General features: G+C 67.6%; 18 protein-coding genes. 13 read left to right on the forward strand and 5 right to left on the reverse strand.

Annotated features, from left to right (window positions below; translation table 11 throughout):
- Nucleotide 1: 1 nt before the first annotated feature.
- From AB4Y44_RS04480 to upp, 5 genes are all read right to left on the reverse strand, one after another.
- Entirely contained in the window at nt 2-733 is a 732-nt protein-coding gene (locus AB4Y44_RS04480; RefSeq protein WP_342921017.1) for a nicotinate-nucleotide adenylyltransferase, read from the reverse strand.
- A 4-nt stretch (nt 734-737) separates the two neighbouring features.
- On the reverse strand, nt 738-1,673 hold the full coding sequence (gene hemF / locus AB4Y44_RS04485) for an oxygen-dependent coproporphyrinogen oxidase (protein ID WP_342921018.1): 936 nt from the start codon (nt 1,671-1,673) through the stop codon (nt 738-740).
- A gap of 316 nt (nt 1,674-1,989) precedes the next feature.
- Nucleotides 1,990-3,264, reverse strand: coding sequence for a phosphoribosylamine--glycine ligase (gene purD / locus AB4Y44_RS04490; protein WP_368698813.1), 1,275 nt, complete (start codon nt 3,262-3,264; stop codon nt 1,990-1,992).
- Between the two features lie 123 nt (nt 3,265-3,387).
- Entirely contained in the window at nt 3,388-4,116 is a 729-nt protein-coding gene (locus AB4Y44_RS04495) for a YebC/PmpR family DNA-binding transcriptional regulator (protein ID WP_342921020.1), read from the reverse strand.
- A 372-nt stretch (nt 4,117-4,488) separates the two neighbouring features.
- Nucleotides 4,489-5,139, reverse strand: a complete 651-nt coding sequence (upp, locus tag AB4Y44_RS04500) for a uracil phosphoribosyltransferase (protein WP_342921021.1) — start codon at nt 5,137-5,139, stop codon at nt 4,489-4,491.
- A 371-nt stretch (nt 5,140-5,510) separates the two neighbouring features.
- Here upp and AB4Y44_RS04505 point away from each other — a divergent pair, with 371 nt between their 5' ends.
- The 13 genes from AB4Y44_RS04505 to AB4Y44_RS04565 all read left to right on the forward strand — a co-directional run.
- Nucleotides 5,511-6,290 carry an SDR family oxidoreductase gene (locus AB4Y44_RS04505; protein ID WP_368698814.1) on the forward strand — a complete coding sequence of 260 codons (780 nt, stop codon included), beginning with the start codon at nt 5,511-5,513 and terminating at the stop codon, nt 6,288-6,290.
- A gap of 101 nt (nt 6,291-6,391) precedes the next feature.
- Nucleotides 6,392-6,781 (forward strand): methylglyoxal synthase, encoded by a 390-nt coding sequence (locus tag AB4Y44_RS04510; protein WP_321929849.1) that lies wholly within the window; start codon nt 6,392-6,394, stop codon nt 6,779-6,781.
- Nucleotides 6,782-6,837: 56 nt separating this feature from the next.
- Nucleotides 6,838-7,812, forward strand: a complete 975-nt coding sequence (locus AB4Y44_RS04515; protein WP_368698815.1) for a quinone oxidoreductase — start codon at nt 6,838-6,840, stop codon at nt 7,810-7,812.
- Nucleotides 7,813-8,077: 265 nt separating this feature from the next.
- Nucleotides 8,078-8,200: a potassium ABC transporter ATPase gene (locus AB4Y44_RS04520; protein WP_342921024.1), complete on the forward strand. Its 123-nt coding sequence runs from the start codon at nt 8,078-8,080 to the stop codon at nt 8,198-8,200.
- Nucleotides 8,197-8,289 carry a K(+)-transporting ATPase subunit F gene (kdpF, locus tag AB4Y44_RS04525; protein WP_027819619.1) on the forward strand — a complete coding sequence of 31 codons (93 nt, stop codon included), beginning with the start codon at nt 8,197-8,199 and terminating at the stop codon, nt 8,287-8,289. Before AB4Y44_RS04520 ends, kdpF begins: the two co-directional genes overlap by 4 nt.
- Entirely contained in the window at nt 8,286-10,091 is a 1,806-nt protein-coding gene (gene kdpA, locus AB4Y44_RS04530) for a potassium-transporting ATPase subunit KdpA (RefSeq protein WP_342921025.1), read from the forward strand. The genes kdpF and kdpA overlap by 4 nt, the downstream gene beginning before the upstream one ends.
- A 32-nt stretch (nt 10,092-10,123) precedes the next feature.
- A complete protein-coding gene (kdpB, locus tag AB4Y44_RS04535; protein WP_342921026.1) occupies nt 10,124-12,208 on the forward strand; it encodes a potassium-transporting ATPase subunit KdpB in 2,085 nt (694 codons plus the stop codon).
- A 40-nt stretch (nt 12,209-12,248) separates the two neighbouring features.
- The gene (kdpC, locus tag AB4Y44_RS04540) at nt 12,249-12,827 is read left to right on the forward strand and encodes a potassium-transporting ATPase subunit KdpC (RefSeq protein WP_368698816.1); all 579 of its coding nucleotides are present in this window, start codon (nt 12,249-12,251) and stop codon (nt 12,825-12,827) included.
- Between the two features lie 132 nt (nt 12,828-12,959).
- The gene (locus tag AB4Y44_RS04545) at nt 12,960-15,863 is read left to right on the forward strand and encodes a DUF4118 domain-containing protein (protein WP_368698817.1); all 2,904 of its coding nucleotides are present in this window, start codon (nt 12,960-12,962) and stop codon (nt 15,861-15,863) included.
- Nucleotides 15,856-16,554 carry a two-component system response regulator KdpE gene (gene kdpE / locus AB4Y44_RS04550; protein ID WP_028205706.1) on the forward strand — a complete coding sequence of 233 codons (699 nt, stop codon included), beginning with the start codon at nt 15,856-15,858 and terminating at the stop codon, nt 16,552-16,554. The genes AB4Y44_RS04545 and kdpE overlap by 8 nt, the downstream gene beginning before the upstream one ends.
- Nucleotides 16,555-16,683: 129 nt before the next feature.
- Nucleotides 16,684-17,004: a quaternary ammonium compound efflux SMR transporter SugE gene (gene sugE / locus AB4Y44_RS04555; RefSeq protein ID WP_028205705.1), complete on the forward strand. Its 321-nt coding sequence runs from the start codon at nt 16,684-16,686 to the stop codon at nt 17,002-17,004.
- 210 nt (nt 17,005-17,214) lie between these two features.
- Nucleotides 17,215-17,829: a DUF4126 domain-containing protein gene (locus AB4Y44_RS04560; protein ID WP_368698818.1), complete on the forward strand. Its 615-nt coding sequence runs from the start codon at nt 17,215-17,217 to the stop codon at nt 17,827-17,829.
- Between the two features lie 170 nt (nt 17,830-17,999).
- The coding region (locus AB4Y44_RS04565) for an ABC transporter permease (protein WP_368698826.1) at nt 18,000-18,514 on the forward strand (515 nt) is incomplete at its 3' end.

Below are 18,514 nucleotides of genomic sequence, written 5' to 3' on the forward strand. Positions count from 1 at the left end.
GTTACCCGTGTTGCAGATAGAGATGATGTTGAAGGATATAGTCCCACACGGCCGCGGGAAGCTTGTCGGCGGCGGTGCCGCGACGTTGCCCGCTTGCCACGCAGGCCGGCAGGTCGCGCCGGATTTCGGTCGCCGAAACGTCGAGCGCGAGCGTTTCGTCGACCAGCAGGTGGCCGTGCGGCGCGGTCGCAAGCGCGTCAGCGCCCGCACGGCGCGCGGCGGCTTCGCGCGCGACTTCGGGCGGCAGCGCCGCAAAGTCGAAGCCGGGGCGGCTCGCCACGCCCAGATGCGCGAGCGCGAAAAGCTCGCGCCATTCGTGCCACGAATCGAGGTGCAGCAGTTGATCGGCGCCCATTAACAGCGTGAGCGCCGCTTGCGCGTTGCTCTCGCCGCCGTCGACGGCGCGCCGTGCGCGCCAGCGGCGCAGCGTTTCGACCGTGTAGGTCGGGCCGTTGTGCCCGATTTCGTCGGCGTCCACCGTGACCGTCACGCCCGGCAGCGCGAGCGAGGCAGCGGCGGCGCGCGTCATGGCGAGCCGATGCTGCGCCGCGGTGACGCCCGGCTTCTGCCACGGTTGCCCGGCGGGCAGCAGGATCAGCTCGTTCAGGCCCAGCACGCGCGCAAAATGGCGCGCGAGCGCGAGGTGGCCCTCGTGGATCGGATCGAAGGTGCCGCCGAGCAGCCCGACGCGCCGTGCGAGCGCGTTGGGCGGGACGGTAAAAGCTTGCGTCACGGCGTCAGACCCAGTCGCGCACGGGCAGGAAGTCGCTGTAGAGCCGCGCTTCCGGCGTGCCCGGCTGTGGCTGCCAGTCGTACCGCCAGGTGGCGGCCGGCGGCATCGACATGAGGATCGATTCCGTGCGGCCGCCGCTTTGCAGGCCGAAATGCGTGCCGCGGTCGCACACCAGATTGAATTCGACGTAGCGGCCGCGCCGGTACGCCTGGAATTCGCGCTCGGCTTCGCCGTAGGGCGTCGCCCGGCGCTTTTCGATGATCGGCAGATACGCCTTCAGGAAACCGTCGCCCACGCTCCTGAGCATGGCGAACGCCTCGTCGAAGCCGCCAGTGGCGTAGTCATCGAAGAAAATGCCGCCCACGCCGCGCGCTTCGTTGCGGTGCTTGAGGAAAAAGTACTCGTCGCACCAGCGCTTGAAGCGCGGGTACAGGTCTTCGCCATAGGGCGCGAGCGCGTCGCGGCACACGCCGTGAAAGTGCTGCGCGTCTTCCTCGAAGCCGTAAAAGGGCGTGAGGTCCATGCCGCCGCCGAACCAGAACACCGGCGCCTCGCCCGCCTTGGTGGCGAGCAGCATGCGCACGTTCATGTGCACGGTCGGGCAGTACGGGTTGCGCGGATGCAGCACGAGCGACACGCCCATCGCCTCGAAGCCGCGGCCGTTCAGTTCGGGGCGCGCCGCCGTCGCCGAGGGCGGCAGGGCGTCGCCGGAAACGTCGGAAAAGCCGATGCCCCCGCGCTCGAAGAACTCGCCGCCCTCGATGATGCGCGTGCAACCGCCGCCGCGCAGCTTCTCGCCGGGGCCGCGTTGCCAGTTGTCGGTGGCGAACGGCTTGCCGTCGAAGGCGCCGAGCGTGTCGGCGATCTGCGTCTGCAGGCCGGCCAGCCAGGCGCGGACGGCGGCGCTATCGGGGTAGGCGCGGTTAGGGGTGTCGGTCATCGATGAAATGGGGACGGCAGCGAGCGGGCGCTGGAGTCAGGTTATTCGTCGGGTTGCTCGTTGGGTTACTCGGACAGACCGCCCGGCGCGGCCTGACAGCGGCAGTGTAGCGCCGATTGGCGCGACGTCCGGCGCTAACGGCGGCCGCGCGGGCTGCCGGGCTGCGCGCGCTTCGGACTGCTGCGCGGAGGATGGCTTTTCGGCGCGCGAACCGGCCAGACGAAAATGCCGTAAGCGCGCCGTTGCGCGGCGGCGCATGGCCGTTCGCTGCCTTTGGGGCCGCCTCGAAGCGTGCGGCCCCGGCAAAGCGCTGCGCTTACTGCTTGCGTCCCGCGGCGCGATAGCCGATGTCGTTGCGATACTGCATGCCGTCGAACGAGATGCGGTTCACGGTCTCGTACGCCACGTTCTGCGCGCTGCGCACCGAATCGGCGAGTCCTACCACGCACAGCACGCGGCCGCCCGACGTCACGAGCTTGCCGTCGACCATCTGCGTGCCCGCGTGGAACGTCACCGAATCGGCGGTTTCCGCGGGGATCTCGCTGATGCGGTCGCCCTTGCGCGGCGTGTCCGGATAGTTGTGGGCGGCGAGCACGACGCCGAGCGCGGTGCGGCGGTCCCACTCGAGCTCGACCTGGTTGAGCGTGCCGGCGATGGCGTGCTCCACGACCTTCGAGAAGTCGCCCTTCAGGCGCGCCATGATCGGCTGCGTTTCGGGGTCGCCCATGCGGCAGTTGAATTCGAGCGTCTTCGGGTTGCCCTGCGCGTCGATCATCAGACCGGCGTAGAGGAAGCCCGTGTAGCGGATGCCTTCCTTCTCCATGCCCGCCACGGTCGGCAGGATGATTTCGCGCATCACGCGTGCGTGCAGCTGCGGCGTGACGATCGGCGCGGGCGAGTAGGCGCCCATGCCGCCCGTGTTCGGGCCCTGGTCGCCGTCCTGCAGGCGCTTGTGGTCCTGGCTCGAGGCGAGCGCGAGCACGTGCTTGCCGTCCACCATGACGATGAAGCTCGCTTCCTCACCCGCGAGGAATTCCTCGATCACCACGCGCGCGCCGGCGTCGCCGAGCTTGTTGTCGGCGAGCATCATGTCGATGGCCTGGTGCGCTTCTTCCAGCGACATCGCCACGACCACGCCCTTGCCGGCAGCCAGGCCGTCGGCCTTGATGACGATGGGCGCGCCGTTCTTCTCGACGTAGGCGTGCGCCGCCGCGGCGTCCGAGAAGGTCTCGTAGGCCGCCGTCGGGATGTTGTGGCGCTTCATGAACGCCTTGGCGAAGTCCTTCGAGCTTTCGAGCTGCGCGGCTTCCTTCGACGGGCCGAACACCTTCAGGCCGCGCTGGCGGAACACGTTGACGATGCCGGACGCGAGCGGCGCTTCCGGGCCGACCACTGTGAGGGCGACGCCTTCGCGCTCGGCGAAATCGGCGAGTTCGTGGATATCCGTGATGTCGACGTTGGCGAGCCGCTCGTCCTGCGCGGTGCCGCCGTTACCGGGTGCGACGTAGACGAGCTGCACGCGCGGCGACTGCGCGAGCTTCCACGCCAGCGCATGTTCGCGGCCGCCAGAACCGACGACGAGTAACTTCATGAGAATCCCCGAGAGACCAAGACCAGAAACAGTTGCGGCCGGCGCGCAGTGCGCCGGCCGTGAAAATCGCGAGCAGGAGGCGGGGCCAAAGCAGACCTCGACGCGGCCTCCCGGGCCGACGCCTTATTCCTCGGCGATCGACGCGTTGGTGTACACATCCTGGACGTCGTCCAGGTTTTCGAGAGCGTCGAGCAGCTTTTGCATCTTCACGGCGTCGTCGCCCGTGAATTCGACCTCGTTTTGCGGCTTCATGGTGACTTCGGCCATTTCGGCCTTGAAGCCCGCGGCTTCGAGGGCGGCCTTCACCTTCGTGAAGTCGAACGGCGGACAGACCACTTCGATCGAGCCGTCGTCGTTCGTCACGACGTCGTCGGCGCCCGCTTCGAGCGCGGCGTTCATGAGTTCGTCTTCGGGCGTGCCCGGCGCGAACACGAACTGGCCGACGTGATCGAACATGAACGCAACCGAGCCGTCCGTGCCCATGTTGCCGCCGAACTTCGAGAACGCGTGGCGCACTTCCGCGACCGTGCGGGTGCGGTTGTCGGTCATCGTGTCGACGATGACGGCCGCGCCGCCGATGCCGTAGCCTTCGTAGCGGATTTCCTCGTAGTTCGCGCCATCGACGCCACCCACACCGCGCTGGATGGCGCGGTTGATGTTGTCCTTGGGCATGTTGGCGTCGTACGCCTTGTCCACAGCCAGACGCAGGCGCGGGTTCGTATCGGCATCGCCGCCGCCCATGCGCGCCGCGACCTGGATTTCCTTGATGAGCCGCGTCCAGACCTTGCCGCGCTTCGCGTCAGCAGCAGCCTTTTTGTGCTTGATGTTGGCCCATTTCGAATGACCCGCCATACCTTTCTCCGTCTCACGCGCCATGCGCGTGCAGTGTGCAATGTGCTGTTGTCGTTGCGATGTTCCCGGGTGCGGCCTTCGCGCGTCGTTCGCGCGGCGCGCGTGATTTTCGCGCGTGCCTCGCGCGTCATGGCCGCGCAGCACGATGTGCCGGCAGGACGGGACGCAGCGCCCGTTCAGGTGGATCTGAATTTTATCACGCCGGGACCGACCGGCTTCGCCTGCCTTCGTAACCCAACGCCAGACGATTCCCGCTTACGCCGCCCGCGGAGGGCGCTAAGGGGGCAGGATCGGGTGTGCCCGCGCAAGGCGGGGATGGGGCGAGGGCGGCCCGTTTTCCCCGGCCGCCCCTGAACAACCGCGACGCGGCGGTTAGTTTTTCGTGCCGAAGAGCCGGTCGCCGGCGTCACCGAGGCCCGGAATGATGTAGGCGTGCTCGTTCAGATGCGAATCGAGCGACGCCACGTAGAGCTTTACGTCCGGGTGCGCCTTCTGGAACACGTCGACGCCTTCGGGCGCGGCCACCAGCGCGAGGAACAGGATGCGCTCGCCGGACACGCCGCGGCGCTTGAGCACGTCGATGGCGTGCGCCGCCGAGTAGCCCGTCGCGACCATCGGATCGCAGAGGATGAAGGTGCGGTCCTCGAGGTCGGGCAGTCGCACGAGATACTCGACCGGGCGATGGTCGTCGGCGCGATACACGCCGATATGGCCGACGCGCGCGGACGGCACCAGCTCGAGCAGGCCGTCGGACATGCCCACGCCCGCGCGCAGCACCGGCACGATGGCGAGCTTCTTGCCCGCGATCACCGGCGCATCGATTTCGACGAGCGGCGTTTGCACACGGCGCGACGCGACCGGCAGGTCGCGCGTGATTTCATAGCCCATCAGCAGCGTGATCTCGCGCAGCAGCTCGCGGAACGTGCGCGTGGACGTGTCCTTGTCGCGCATATGCGTGAGCTTGTGCTGGATCAGCGGGTGATCGAGGATGAAGAGATTCGGGAAACGGCTGTCCTGTTTCATGGCGGGGCGCACAAGGCTGCAAGGGAATCGGAGAAGCGGTCGTGCCGTTGCCGCGCGAGCCCGAAGCTCACGCCCGGGTTGCGCGGTGGCGGCGAGCACGGCCCGCCGCACGGCAAGCGCTCAAGGCTTGCGAGGGCGCCGGGCCGCGCTACAGGCGCAAGTATACGGTAAGCATGCACCCATCGGCGCGCGCATGGCGCGTGGCGAGGCGACTTCGCCCACCGGTTGCCGGGTCCCGCGCCATCGGCCTTCCACGCGTCGCGCCCGATTCTTCTAGAATCCCAAAAAGGTCTCAGGGCGGTGCGGCGCAAGGCCTGGCCGTGTCCGCCCTGTCACAGGACGATCATCCACGCAAAAAGGACACGAAAACGATGGACATGGGCATCGCAGGACGCAACGCGCTGGTGTGCGCGGCCAGCAAGGGACTTGGGCGCGGCTGCGCCGAGGCGCTCGCCGCCGAAGGCGTCAACGTGACGATCGTCGCGCGCACCGCGCAGACGCTGGAGGAAACCGCCGCGCAGATCCGCAAGAGCACGGGCGTGGACGTCAAGGCGGTGGCCTGCGACATCACGACCGAAGCGGGCCGCGCCGCCGCGCTCGCGGCGTGCCCGTCGCCGGACATTCTGGTGAACAACGCGGGCGGGCCGCCGCCGGGCGACTTCCGTAAATACACCCACGAGGCCTGGATCGCGGCGCTCGAAGCGAACATGCTCACGCCGATTGCGCTGATCCAGTCGACCATCGACGCCATGATCGCGCGCGGCTTCGGGCGCATCGTCAACATCACCAGTTCCTCGGTGAAGGCGCCGATCGACGTGCTCGGCCTCTCGAACGGCGCGCGTTCGGGCCTCACGGGCTTCGTCGCGGGCGTGGCGCGCCAGGTCGCGGCCACGGGCGTCACGATCAACAACCTGCTTCCGGGCGCGTTCGACACCGACCGCATCCAGGCCACCATCGTCGCGCAGGCGAAGGCGAGCCAGATTTCGGAAGAGGAAGCCCGCGCGCGCCGCATGAAGGCGATTCCGGCCGGCCGTTTCGGCACGCCCGAGGAGTTCGGCCGCGCCTGCGCGTTCCTCAGCAGCGTGCACGCGGGCTATATCACCGGGCAGAACTGGCTGATCGACGGCGGGGCTTATCCGGGCACCTACTGATATCGAGTCAGCGCTGGGCAGCCGCGGCGCTCCTGGCGCCGCATCACGACACGCATCACGACAATTACGCACGCAAACCCCACGTCAAGGAGAGTTACGCCATGCCAACCCGCGTCGCACTGATCGCGCACGACCACAAGAAGGATGACATCGTCAAGCTGGCGACCGAATACGTCGATACGCTGCGTCACTGCGAGATCATCGCGACCGGCACGACCGGCTCGCGCATCGAGGCCGCGACGGGCGTCAACGTCGAGCGCATGCTCTCGGGCCCGCACGGCGGCGACCTGCAGATCGGCGCGCGGCTCGCGGAAGGCAACGTCGATATCGTGATCTTCCTGCGCGACCCGATGACGCCGCAGCCGCACGAACCCGACATCAACGCGCTCGTGCGCGCATGCGACGTGCACGACGTGCCGTGCGCAACCAACATCTCGACGGCGCGCATGCTGCTCGACGTGCTCACTCTGCGCCAGAAAAACGCGGTCTGAAGCGCGCCGCGTAGCTCGATTCAGGAAACCAGCCAGGACAACACCAAGGAGACGTGATGACCAAGGCAATCCGATACGACAAGACCGGTGGCCCCGAAGTGATGAAGTGGGTGGATGTCGACGTGGGCGAGCCGGGCGAGGGCGAGGTGCGCCTGCGCCAGAGCGCGTGCGGCCTCAACTACATCGACGTGTACTTCCGCACGGGGCTCTATCCGCAGGCGCTGCCCGCCGGGCTCGGCATGGAAGCGGCCGGCGAGGTGACGGCCGTGGGCAAAGGCGTGAGCGCGCTCAAAGTGGGCGATCGTGTGGCCTATGTCGCGCGTCCGCCGGGCGCCTACGCGCAGGAGCGCGTGCTGCGCGCCGAACAGTTGATCAAGCTGCCCGACGCGATCAGCGACGAAGCCGCCGCCTCGATCATGCTGCAGGGCCTCACCGCGCAATATCTGCTGCGTCGCACGTATCGCGTGCAGGCCGGCGACACCATCCTCATCCAGGCGGCGGCGGGCGGCGTGGGCCTGCTCGTGTGTCAATGGGCGAAGGCGCTGGGCGCGACCGTGATCGGCACCGTGGGCTCGGACGAGAAGGCCGCGATTGCGAAGGCGCACGGCTGCGATCATCCGGTCGTCTACACGCGCGAGGACTTCACGGCGCGTGTGCGCGAGATCACGAACGGTGCGGGCGTGCCCGTGGTGTACGACTCGATCGGCAAGGACACCTACACGAAATCGCTCGACTGTCTTGCGCCGCTCGGCATGTTCGTGAGCTTCGGCAATGCATCAGGGCCGCTGCCACCGATCGATTCGTCGGAGTTCGCGGGGCGCGGCTCGCTCTTCTTCACGCGCCCGACGCTCTTCACGTATATCGCGAAGCGCGCCGACTACGAGGCGATGGCCGCCGAGTTGTTCGACGTGGTGTCGTCGGGCAAGGTCAAGACGTCGATCAACCAGCGCTGCGCGCTCGCGGACGTCGGGCAGGCGCACGCCGATCTCGAAGCGCGCAAGACCACCGGTTCGACCGTGCTGATTCCGTGACATCACCATTGATGCACTGCCGCGCCGAACGGGGCATGCCATCGGCGCCGGCGCATTGATTCGACCTTTACATTCCCTGGCTCTGTCATGGAGCCCCAAAAGGCGCGCAACGCCAACGTTGCGCGCTTTTTTTCCTTGTGCCCCGTCTCGTGTTCGCGCCCGCGTTTACGCGGTTTTTATACGCGCGCCAAAACCTTTGATCCGGATTTAATGCCGCAGCGGGTAACTTTCAGCCATCCGTCATCCGCGAATGGAGAACACGACAATGGATGTGCTGTATATCGGGGGGCTGGTGATTTTCGCCGCGCTCACATACGCGTTGATCGCGGGCTGCGAGAAGCTCATGCAGTACCGCCGCGATCAAGGTGCGAAGGGGGTGCGCGCATGACCTGGATCTTCTGGCTATCGGGGGCGGCAACGCTGTTGCTGTTCGTTTATCTCGTCCATGCGCTGCTGCGCGCGGAGGATATCGAATGAACGCCAACACGCTGCTCCAGGCGGGGCTTTTCCTCGTCATCCTGCTCGCGCTCGCGGTGCCCGTCTCGGGCTACATGACCCGCGTGCTCGACGGGCGCTCGCGCGTCGTGCGGCTCTTTGCGCCGCTCGAAAACTTCCTCTATCGCATCGCCGGCGTCGATCCGCAGGCCGAGATGAACTGGAAGCGCTATGCGCTCGCCACCATCTCGTTCAACGTGCTCGGCGTGGGCTTTCTCTATGTGCTGCTGCGCATTCAGGGCTGGCTGCCCGGCAACCCGCAGCAGTTCGGCGCGATGACGGTGGACGGCGCGTTCAACACGGCCGTGAGCTTCGTCACCAACACCAACTGGCAGGACTACACGCCCGAGCAAACGGTGAGCTATCTCACACAGATGCTCGGCCTCACCGTGCAGAACTTCCTGTCGGCGGCGACGGGCATCGTGGTCGTGATCGCGCTGATCCGCGGCTTTGCACGCCACTCGGTGCAAACCATCGGCAACTTCTGGGTCGACCTCACGCGCACGACGCTCTACATCCTCGTGCCGATGTCGGCGATCGTCGCCGCGCTCCTGATGAGCCAGGGCATGATCCAGAACTTCAAGGCGTATCAGGACGTGCCGGTGCTGCAGACCACGACCTACGCCGCGCCGAAGCTCGACGCCCAGGGCAACCCCGTGAAGGACGCGAAGGGCAACCCTGAAACGGTGGACACGAAGGTCACGTCGCAGACGCTCGCCATGGGCCCGGTCGCCTCGCAGGTCGCGATCAAGATGCTCGGCACCAACGGCGGCGGCTTCTTCAACGCGAACTCGGCGCATCCGTACGAGAACCCCACGCCGGTCTCGAACGTCATCGAAATGTTGTCGATCCTGATCATTCCGGCGGCGCTGTGTCTCGTGTTCGGCAATGTGGTGGGCGACCGCAGGCAGGGCGTCGCGGTGCTCGCGGTCATGACGGTGGCGTTCGCCGTGGCCGTGGGCGGTGTGCTGTCCGCCGAGCAGTCGGGCAATCCGATGTTCACGACGCTCAACGTCGACCAGCACGCCAGCGCGCTGCAGGCTGGCGGCAACATGGAAGGCAAGGAAACGCGCTTTGGCATCGCGCAAACGGGCATCTTCGTGGTCGCGACCACGGCGGCTTCGTGCGGCGCCGTGAACGCGGCGCACGACTCGCTCACGCCGCTCGGCGGTCTCGTTCCGATGCTCTTCATCCAGCTCGGCGAGGTGATCTTCGGCGGTGTCGGTTCGGGTCTCTACGGCATGCTCGTGTTCGCGCTGCTCGCGGTGTTCGTGGCGGGTCTCATGATCGGCCGCACGCCGGAATATGTCGGCAAGAAGATCGAGTCGTTCGAGATGAAGATGGTCTCGATCGTCGTGCTGCTCACGCCGCTGCTCGTGCTGCTCGGCACCTCGATCGCGGTGCTCGCCGACGCGGGCAAGGCCGGCATCTCGAATCCGGGCGCGCACGGTTTCTCGGAAATCCTGTATGCGTTCAGTTCGGCCGCCAACAACAACGGCAGCGCGTTTGCCGGCCTCACCGTGAACACGCCGTTCTATAACTGGCTGCTCGCCATTGCCATGTGGTTCGGCCGCTTCGGCACCATTATTCCGGTGCTCGCCATTGCGGGTTCGCTCGCAGGCAAGAAGCGCATTGCCGTAACGGGCGGCACGCTGCCCACGCATGGTCCGCTCTTCGTCGTGCTGCTGCTCGGCACGGTGCTGCTGGTCGGCGCGCTCACCTATGTGCCCGCGCTCGCGCTCGGTCCCGGCGTCGAGCATCTGATCATGATGGGCGTGCATTGAACGGGGGCCTTCGCAACATGAGCGAAACGAAAATGAATCAGCATAGTGCAACTCGGTCCATGTTCGATCCGGCGCTGGTGCGTCCGGCCATCGTGGACTCGTTCAGAAAACTCAATCCGCGCACGCAGTTGCGCAACCCCGTGATGTTCTGCGTCTACGTGGGCAGCGTGCTCACGACGATCCTCTGGGTCGCGGCGCTCGTGGGCCAGGCCGAAGCACCCGCGGGTTTCATCCTCGCGGTCGCGCTCTGGCTGTGGTTCACGGTGCTGTTCGCGAACTTCGCGGAAGCGCTCGCCGAAGGGCGGTCGAAGGCGCAGGCGGCGTCGCTTCGCCAGGCCAAGAAAGACGTCATGGCCAAGAAGCTCAACGAGCCGCATCCGAAGGCGCCGATCCGCATCATGACGGCGTCCGATCTGCGCCGCGGCGACGTGGTGCTCGTCGAGACCGGCGACACGATTCCGGCCGACGGCGAAGTCATCGAAGGCGTGGCATCGGTGGACGAATCGGCCATCACGGGCGAATCGGCACCGGTGATCCGCGAGTCGGGCGGCGACTTTTCCTCGGTGACGGGCGGCACGCGCGTGCTCTCCGACTGGATCGTCGTGCGCGTCACGGCGAACCCGGGCGAAGCGTTCCTCGACCGCATGATCGCGATGGTCGAAGGCGCGAAGCGTCAGAAGACGCCCAACGAAATCGCGCTCACGATCCTGCTCGTCGCGCTGAGCATCGTGCTGCTGCTCGCTACCGCGACGCTGCTGCCGTTCTCGATGTTCTCGGTCGAAGCCGCGAAGATGGGCCACGTGGTCACGATCACGGCGCTCGTGGCGCTGCTCGTCTGTCTGATTCCGACGACCATCGGCGGTCTGCTGTCGGCGATCGGCGTGGCCGGCATGAGCCGCATGATGCAGGCCAACGTGATCGCGACTTCGGGCCGCGCGGTGGAAGCCGCCGGCGACGTGGACGTGCTGCTGCTCGACAAGACCGGCACGATCACGCTCGGCAACCGTCAGGCGTCGATGTTCCTGCCCGCGCCGGGCGTGAGCGAAGAAGCGCTTGCTGATGCCGCGCAGCTCTCGTCGCTCGCCGACGAAACGCCGGAAGGCCGCAGCATCGTCGTGCTCGCGAAGCAGCGATTCAACATTCGCCAGCGCGACATGCACTCGCTGCACGCCGTGTTCCTCGCTTTCAGCGCCCAGACGCGCATGAGCGGTGTGGACATGCCCGGGCGCGAGATCCGCAAGGGCGCCGCCGACGCGGTCAAGCAGTACGTCGCCATCCATGGCGGCCGCTTCCCCGGCGAAGTCGACAACGCCGTGGACGACGTGGCGCGCCGCGGCAGCACGCCGCTCGTGGTGGCCGAATTGCATGACGGCACCGCTCGGGTGCTCGGCGTGATCGAGCTGAAGGACGTCGTGAAGGGCGGCATCAAGGAGCGTTTCGCCGAGCTGCGCAAAATGGGCATCAAGACCGTGATGGTGACGGGCGACAACCGCCTGACCGCCGCCGCGATCGCCGCCGAAGCCGGCGTGGACGACTTCCTCGCGCAGGCCACGCCTGAAACCAAGCTCGCGACCATTCGTGAGCACCAGGCACAAGGCAAGCTCGTGGCGATGACGGGCGACGGCACCAACGACGCCCCGGCGCTCGCGCAGGCCGACGTCGCCGTGGCGATGAACACGGGCACCCAGGCCGCGAAGGAAGCGGGCAACATGGTCGATCTCGACTCGAACCCGACCAAGCTCATCGAGATCGTCGAGATCGGCAAGCAGATGCTCATGACGCGCGGCTCGCTCACGACGTTCTCGATCGCCAACGACGTCGCGAAGTACTTCGCGATCATCCCGGCGGCGTTCGCTTCGACGTATCCGCAACTGCGCGTGCTCGACGTCATGCATCTGACGTCCCCGTCGTCGGCGATCCTCTCGGCGGTGATCTTCAATGCGCTCATCATCGTGATGCTGATTCCGCTCGCGCTCAAGGGCGTGAAGTACCGGCCGCTCGGCGCGGCGACGCTGCTGCGCCGCAATCTGCTGGTCTACGGCCTCGGCGGCATTCTCCTGCCGTTCCCGTGCATCAAGCTGATCGACATGGTGCTCACCGCGTTCGGCTGGGTCTGAGCGGCGCGGTCAGACACCGATAGATACATAGGAAGCCAAAATGAAATCGCAGTTTCGTCCTCTGATCGTGATCTTCGCCGTGCTGACGGTCATCACCGGCCTCGTGTATCCGGCCGTGATGACCGCGTTCGGGCAGGCCGCGTTCCACCACCAGGCCAACGGCAGTCTGGTCGTTGTCGACGGCAAGGTGGTGGGCAGCGCGCTCATCGGCCAGCAGTTCGACGCGCCCCAGTACTTCTGGGGCCGTCTCTCCGCCACCTCGCCGATGCCGTACAACGCGACGAGCTCGGGCGCCTCGAACCTCGGGCCGACCAACCCGGCGCTCGCCGACGAGATCAAAGGCCGCATCGCTGCCCTCAAGGCTGCGGGCACCGATGTCTCGCAGCCCATTCCCGCCGACCTCGTGACATCGTCGGGCAGCGGGCTCGACCCCGAGATCTCGCCGGCCGCGGCCGCCTACCAGGTGGCGCGTGTGGCGCAGGCGCGCCATATGAGCGCGAGCGACGTGCAGACGCTCGTGGATCGCCATACGAAGGGCCGCCAGTTCGGCCTCTTCGGCGAGCCGCGCGTGAACGTGCTCGAGCTGAACCTCGCGCTCGACGGCAAAGAGGTCAGCTGAGCGGGAACGTTGAGCCGCACCGCACGCTCGACGCCTGGCGCGTCGAGCGTGCGGTTTGCCATTTCCGTGCCACGGTGAGACGATCATTCGTGCCACAGGTGCAACCTCCGTGATTTTCATCCCGACTTCCGCATGAACCGCCCCGATCCCGACGAATTGCTCGACCGACTGCAGCGCGACGAAGAAAAGCGCCGCCGCGGCAAGCTGAAGATTTTCTTCGGCGCGTCAGCCGGCGTCGGCAAGACCTATGCGATGCTGCAGGCCGCGCGCCGGCGCGCCGAAGAAGGCGTGGACGTGGTGGTCGGCATCGTCGAGACGCATGGGCGCAGCGAGACCGCCGCGCTCACCGCCGGCCTCGACGTGATGCCGCGCCAGCGCATTGCCTATCGCGGGCGGCTGCTCGACGAGTTCGATCTCGACGCCGCGCTCGAACGCAAGCCGCAGCTCGTGCTCGTCGACGAGCTGGCGCACTCGAACGTGGCCGGCGCGCGCCACATGAAGCGCTGGCAGGACGTCTACGAACTGCTCGACGCGGGCATCGACGTCTACACGACCGTCAATGTGCAGCACCTCGAAAGTCTCAACGACGTGGTGGGGCAGATCACGGGCATTCGCGTCTGGGAGACCGTGCCCGACCGCGTGTTCGATCGCGCCGACGAAGTCACGCTCGTCGACCTGCCCGCCGAAGAGCTGCTCGACCGCATGCGCGACGGCAAGGTTTACATGCCGGCGCAGGCCGAGCGCGCGGTCCGCAACTTCTTTCGCAAGGGCAATCTGATCGCGCTGCGCGAGCTTGCGCTGCGCCGCACCGCCGACCGCGTGGACGCGCAGATGCGCGAGTATCGTGCCGACCGCTCGATCCAGCATGTGTGGCAGGCGCGCGAGCGGCTCGTCGTCTGCGTGGGCCCGGGGCCCGAGGCGAACGCGCTGGTGCGCGCCGCGGCGCGGCTCGCCGCGAGCCTGAAGGCCGACTGGATCGCCGTGTACGTGGAGACGCCGAAGCTCCAGCGTCTGCCCGATGCCGTACGCGAGCGCACGCTCGGCGCGCTCAAGCTCGCCTCCGAACTCGGCGCCGAAACGGCGACGCTCGCGGGCGAGGACGCCGCGACCACGCTGGTCGGCTACGCGCGGCTGCGCAATGTCTCGAAGCTCGTGGCGGGCGGCTCGCTGCGCACGGGCCTGTCGCGCTGGGTGAAGCGCCCGTTCGGCGAGCGCCTTGCCGAAAAAGCCGGCGACGTCGATCTCACGCTCGTGCGCGCGAGTGCGGGCGAAGCCGTGCGCGGGGGCAGCGAGCCCGGAGGCGCGGCCAGTGCCGCGACGCGCGCCGCGAACGCCTGGCGCGACGCGCTTGCGGCAGGGGGCGCCGAACGCTCACCCCCGCGCGCCTACGCTGCCGCGCTCGTGATCTGCGCGTGCGTGACGCTCGTCGCGAACCAGCTGATCGACCGCATCGACCTCGCGAATCTCGTCATGCTGTATCTGCTCGGCGTGATCTTCACGGCGACCAGGCTCGGGCGCGGGCCGGGCGTGATGCTCTCGTTTGCAAGCGTTGCGGCGTACGACTTCTTCTTCGTGCCGCCGCGCATGTCGTTCTCGGTTTCCGATACGCAATATCTGCTGACGTTCGTCGGCATGCTGCTCACTTCGCTCGTCATCAGCCATCTGACGTCGAGCCTGCGCCGCGAGGCGAGCGTCGCGCAGCGGCGCGAACAGCGCACCGGCGCGATGTACGCGATGGCGCGCGAGCTGGCCGCGGCGCTCACCACGGAGCAGATCGTCGCGATCGGCAGCCGCCACGTGAGCGAGGTGTTCGGCGCGCGCGTGGCGCTGCTGCTGCCGGATAGCGCCGACAAGGTGCAGCAGAAGATCGAGGAGCCCGATCCGAAGATCATGCTCGACGCCGAAAACCTCGACATCGACGTGGGCCAGTGGGTGTACGACCAGCAAAAGCCGGCGGGCAACGGCACCGACACGCTGCCGGCGGCTGTGGCGCGCTACCTGCCGCTCAAGGCGCCGATGCGCACGCGCGGCGTGCTCGCCGTCGTGACGCGCGACGCGCGCGAGCTGCAGGTGCCCGAGCAGCAGCGCATGCTCGACGCATTCGCCGCGCAAATCGCACTCGCGCTCGAGCGCGTGCACTACGTGGACATCGCGCGCGACGCGCTCGTCAACATGGAGTCGGAGCGGCTGCGCAACTCGCTGCTCTCGGCCATCTCGCACGACCTGCGCACGCCGCTCACGACGATCGTCGGGTTCTCGTCGATGCTCGCGCAAACCCATGAGCCGGGGGATGCGCAGGATGCGCGCTCGGGCGAACTGATCGAGGCGATTCACGACGAGGCGCTGCGCATGACGGGCATCGTCACGAACCTGCTCGACATGGCGCGGCTGCAGGCGGGCAGCCTCAATCTCAATCGTCAGTGGACCCTGCTCGAGGAAACCGTGGGCGCCGCGCTCGCCGCCTGCCGCCGCGTGCTCGCGCGGCATCCCGTGCAGGTGAAGCTGGAAGAGGGCCTGCCGCTGCTCCAGCTCGACGCGGTGCTGATGGAGCGGCTCTTTTCGAACCTGCTGGAGAATGCGGCCAAGTACACGCCCGCCGACACGCCGCTCACCATCGCGGCACGCCGCGTGGAGGAGGGCGGCCAGCCGTTCGTGCGCGTCTCGGTCGAGGACAACGGGCCGGGGCTGCCGCCCGGCATGGGCGAGCGCGTGTTCGAGAAGTTCACGCGCGGCGAGAAGGAGTCGGCCAAGCCAGGCATCGGGCTCGGGCTCGCCATCTGCCGGGCGATCGTCGAGGCGCACGGCGGTACAATCGGCGCAGCCAATCGCGTTGCCGCCGACGGCCATGTGCAAGGCGCGACGTTCTGGTTCTCGCTGCCCGTGGAGTCGCCGCCGCCGCTGCCCGCCGATGTGACCGATGCGCCGGAGGCACACGAAGCGCTCGAGCCGCTAGAGCCGCTCGAGCCGCTCGAGCCGCTCGAGCCGCTCGAACCTGCTTCCCCCAAAACCGTCGATCACAAGCCCGCAAATGAGTGACCCGAGCATCGCCGTCGTCCTGATCGAAGACGAAAAACAGATTCGCCGATTCGTGCGCGCAACGCTGGAGGGCGAGGGCATCGTCGTGCACGACGCCGAGACCGGCAAGCAGGGCCTCGTCGAGGCCGCCACGCGCAAGCCCGACCTCGTGATCGTCGACCTGGGCCTGCCCGACACCGACGGCCTCGACGTGATCCGCGAACTGCGCGGCTGGAGCGACCTGCCCGTGATCGTGCTTTCGGCGCGCACCCAGGAAAGCGAGAAGGTGGCCGCGCTCGACGCCGGCGCCGACGATTACCTCACGAAGCCGTTCGGCGTGTCCGAACTGCTCGCGCGCATTCGCGCGCAGCTGCGGCGGCGCAACCGCGGCGGCGCGAACGAGGCGCCGCAGGTGAGCTTCGGCGCCGTGAACGTCGATCTCGGCTTGCGCCAGGTCACGCGCGAAGGCGCGCCCGTGCATCTCACGCCGATCGAGTACCGCCTGCTCGCCACCCTCGTGCGCGACGCGGGGCGAGTGCTCACGCACCGGCAACTGCTGCGCGAGGTCTGGGGGCCGTCGCACGTGGAGAGCAGCCATTACCTGCGCATCTACATGGCGCATCTGCGGCAGAAATTGGAGCGCGATCCCGCACAGCCGGAGCACATCATCACGGAGACGGGCGTGGGGTATCGGCTGGTCGGCGTGCAGTAAGGCTGCACGGCGAGCGCCTCACGGCGCGCCTGCACCGCGCTGGTGCTATCATTACAACTCTGTAAGGACGGCCTTGCAGATTTTGATGTCATCGGGGACGGCCCCATTTTTTCAAATGGAGCGTCCCTCATGTCCTGGTTTCTTCTTCTTGTCGCCGGCCTGCTCGAAGTGGCGTGGGCCGCCGGTCTCAAATCTTCCGAAGGATTCACGCGGCTCTGGCCCTCGGTGTTCACCGTGGTCACGGCCCTGGGCAGCTTCGTCCTGCTCGCCATGGCCATGCGTCAACTGCCGCTCGGCACCGCCTATGCGGTGTGGACGGGCATTGGCGCGGTCGGCGCGTTCGTGTTCGGCATCGTCATGATGGGCGAGGCAGTGAGCGCCGCGCGTGTGGCGAGCGCCGCGCTGATCGTGCTCGGCCTCATCGGACTCAAGCTTTCTTCGGCTGCCTGATTAAATTCGCCGCGCATACCTCGATGCCTATCCCGTGCCGCGGCCGCGCAACACCGCTGCGGCACCGCAGCGAGCGTGGCTATAATGGAACGGTCATAACCCGATAACACTCCGCGCCGCATGAGCGGCGAGCGTGTGCGCACAGCGCCTGCTCTCCCGCTTTGCGCGTGGAGCGCCGGCGCCCCGGCCGCGCCGCGCGAGGAGGCAGCCATGCTGGAACCACTTTCGCTAGCAGCGGGCCTGTCCTGGGGCAGCGGCCTGCGCCTCTATCTCACGGTGCTGATGGCCGGCGTATTGCAACGTCTCGGCCTGATCCACCTGCCCGACACGCTCGCCGTGCTCGCTTCGCCGTGGGTGATCGGCATCGCCGCCGCGCTCACGGTGCTCGAATTCCTCGCCGACAAGATCCCCGCGTTCGATTCGCTCTGGGACGCGGTGCATACCTTCATCCGCATTCCGGCCGGGGCCGTGCTCGCAGCCGGCGCGCTCGGCCATTCCGATCCGGCACTGTTGACCGTCGCCGCGCTGGCGGGCGGCACGCTCGCGGGCACGGCGCATCTCGCCAAGGCGGGCACGCGCGCACTCATCAATCTGTCGCCTGAGCCGGTGTCGAACGTCGTCACATCGAGCGCCGAAGACGGCATGACCTTCGTCGGCGTGCTGCTCGCGCTCTTCGTGCCGCTGCTCTTCCTCGTCATGCTCGTGGCGTTCCTCGTGCTCGCGGCCTGGGCGCTGCCGCGTCTATGGCGCGGCGTGCAGGGCGGTTTTCGCGGCATGGCGACGCACATGGTTTCGCGGCTTTCGCTGCGGGGTCGTCACGATTGAGCGGCGGCGCGCCTTCTTCCTCCAACGCCAGGCCTCCGCGCAGCGAAGGCGGTCCAGGGTTCGTGCAGGCTGAGCCGCCGGGTGCGGCTGGTGGCCCGGGCGGCCCGCGCGCACCGGTGGTCGTGCGTACCACGCCAGGCTGGTCCGATCTCGTGCATCTTGCCGCACGCATGACCGCGCGCGACTGGCGCGCGGGCGAACTCACCATGCTGCTGTTCGCGCTCGTGCTGGCCGTGGCGGCGCTCGCCAGCGTCGGTTTTCTCGCCGACCGGCTGCAGCGCGGCCTCGAGCGCGATGCCCGGCGCATGATCGCCGCCGATTTCATCGTGCGCGCCGATCACCCCGTCGATCCCATGTTCGCGCGCGAGGCGCAGTCGCTCTCGCTGCGCACGGCGACCACCGCGATTTTCCCGAGCATGGTGAGTTCGGGGGCGCCGCAAGCTGCGGCAGCGGCAGGCGCTTCCGCCGCCCCGGGCGCAACGGCGACGCGTCTTGCCGCCGTCAAGGCCGTCTCGGCGGACTATCCGTTGCGCGGCGCGCTGCGCATCGCTGCCGGGCCGGGTGCACCCGATCGCGCGGCGCAAGGCATTCCGCCGCCCGGCACCGTCTGGGTGGACGACGAACTGCTCGACGCGCTCAAGCTCCATGTCGGCGACACGGTGAAGGTCGGCACGCGCACCTTCAC

It is taken from the genome of Paraburkholderia sp. BR10937 (assembly GCF_040965695.1).
Taxonomy (GTDB): Bacteria; Pseudomonadota; Gammaproteobacteria; order Burkholderiales; family Burkholderiaceae; genus Paraburkholderia.

Excerpts from the sequence above, each read along its gene's own strand:
- AB4Y44_RS04560 (WP_368698818.1), top strand. The coding sequence starts at position 17,215 with ATGCTGGAACCACTTTCGCTAGCAGCGGGCCTGTCCTGGGGCAGCGGC.
- AB4Y44_RS04515 (WP_368698815.1), top strand. The coding sequence starts at position 6,838 with ATGACCAAGGCAATCCGATACGACAAGACCGGTGGCCCCGAAGTGATG.
- kdpC (WP_368698816.1), top strand. The coding sequence starts at position 12,249 with ATGAAATCGCAGTTTCGTCCTCTGATCGTGATCTTCGCCGTGCTGACG.
- kdpF (WP_027819619.1), top strand. The coding sequence starts at position 8,197 with ATGACCTGGATCTTCTGGCTATCGGGGGCGGCAACGCTGTTGCTGTTC.
- AB4Y44_RS04495 (WP_342921020.1), bottom strand. The coding sequence starts at position 4,116 with ATGGCGGGTCATTCGAAATGGGCCAACATCAAGCACAAAAAGGCTGCT.
- upp (WP_342921021.1), bottom strand. The coding sequence starts at position 5,139 with ATGAAACAGGACAGCCGTTTCCCGAATCTCTTCATCCTCGATCACCCG.
- kdpE (WP_028205706.1), top strand. The coding sequence starts at position 15,856 with ATGAGTGACCCGAGCATCGCCGTCGTCCTGATCGAAGACGAAAAACAG.
- hemF (WP_342921018.1), bottom strand. The coding sequence starts at position 1,673 with ATGACCGACACCCCTAACCGCGCCTACCCCGATAGCGCCGCCGTCCGC.
- sugE (WP_028205705.1), top strand. The coding sequence starts at position 16,684 with ATGTCCTGGTTTCTTCTTCTTGTCGCCGGCCTGCTCGAAGTGGCGTGG.
- purD (WP_368698813.1), bottom strand. The coding sequence starts at position 3,264 with ATGAAGTTACTCGTCGTCGGTTCTGGCGGCCGCGAACATGCGCTGGCG.
- AB4Y44_RS04545 (WP_368698817.1), top strand. The coding sequence starts at position 12,960 with ATGAACCGCCCCGATCCCGACGAATTGCTCGACCGACTGCAGCGCGAC.
- kdpA (WP_342921025.1), top strand. The coding sequence starts at position 8,286 with ATGAACGCCAACACGCTGCTCCAGGCGGGGCTTTTCCTCGTCATCCTG.
- kdpB (WP_342921026.1), top strand. The coding sequence starts at position 10,124 with ATGAATCAGCATAGTGCAACTCGGTCCATGTTCGATCCGGCGCTGGTG.
- AB4Y44_RS04510 (WP_321929849.1), top strand. The coding sequence starts at position 6,392 with ATGCCAACCCGCGTCGCACTGATCGCGCACGACCACAAGAAGGATGAC.
- AB4Y44_RS04505 (WP_368698814.1), top strand. The coding sequence starts at position 5,511 with ATGGACATGGGCATCGCAGGACGCAACGCGCTGGTGTGCGCGGCCAGC.
- AB4Y44_RS04520 (WP_342921024.1), top strand. The coding sequence starts at position 8,078 with ATGGATGTGCTGTATATCGGGGGGCTGGTGATTTTCGCCGCGCTCACA.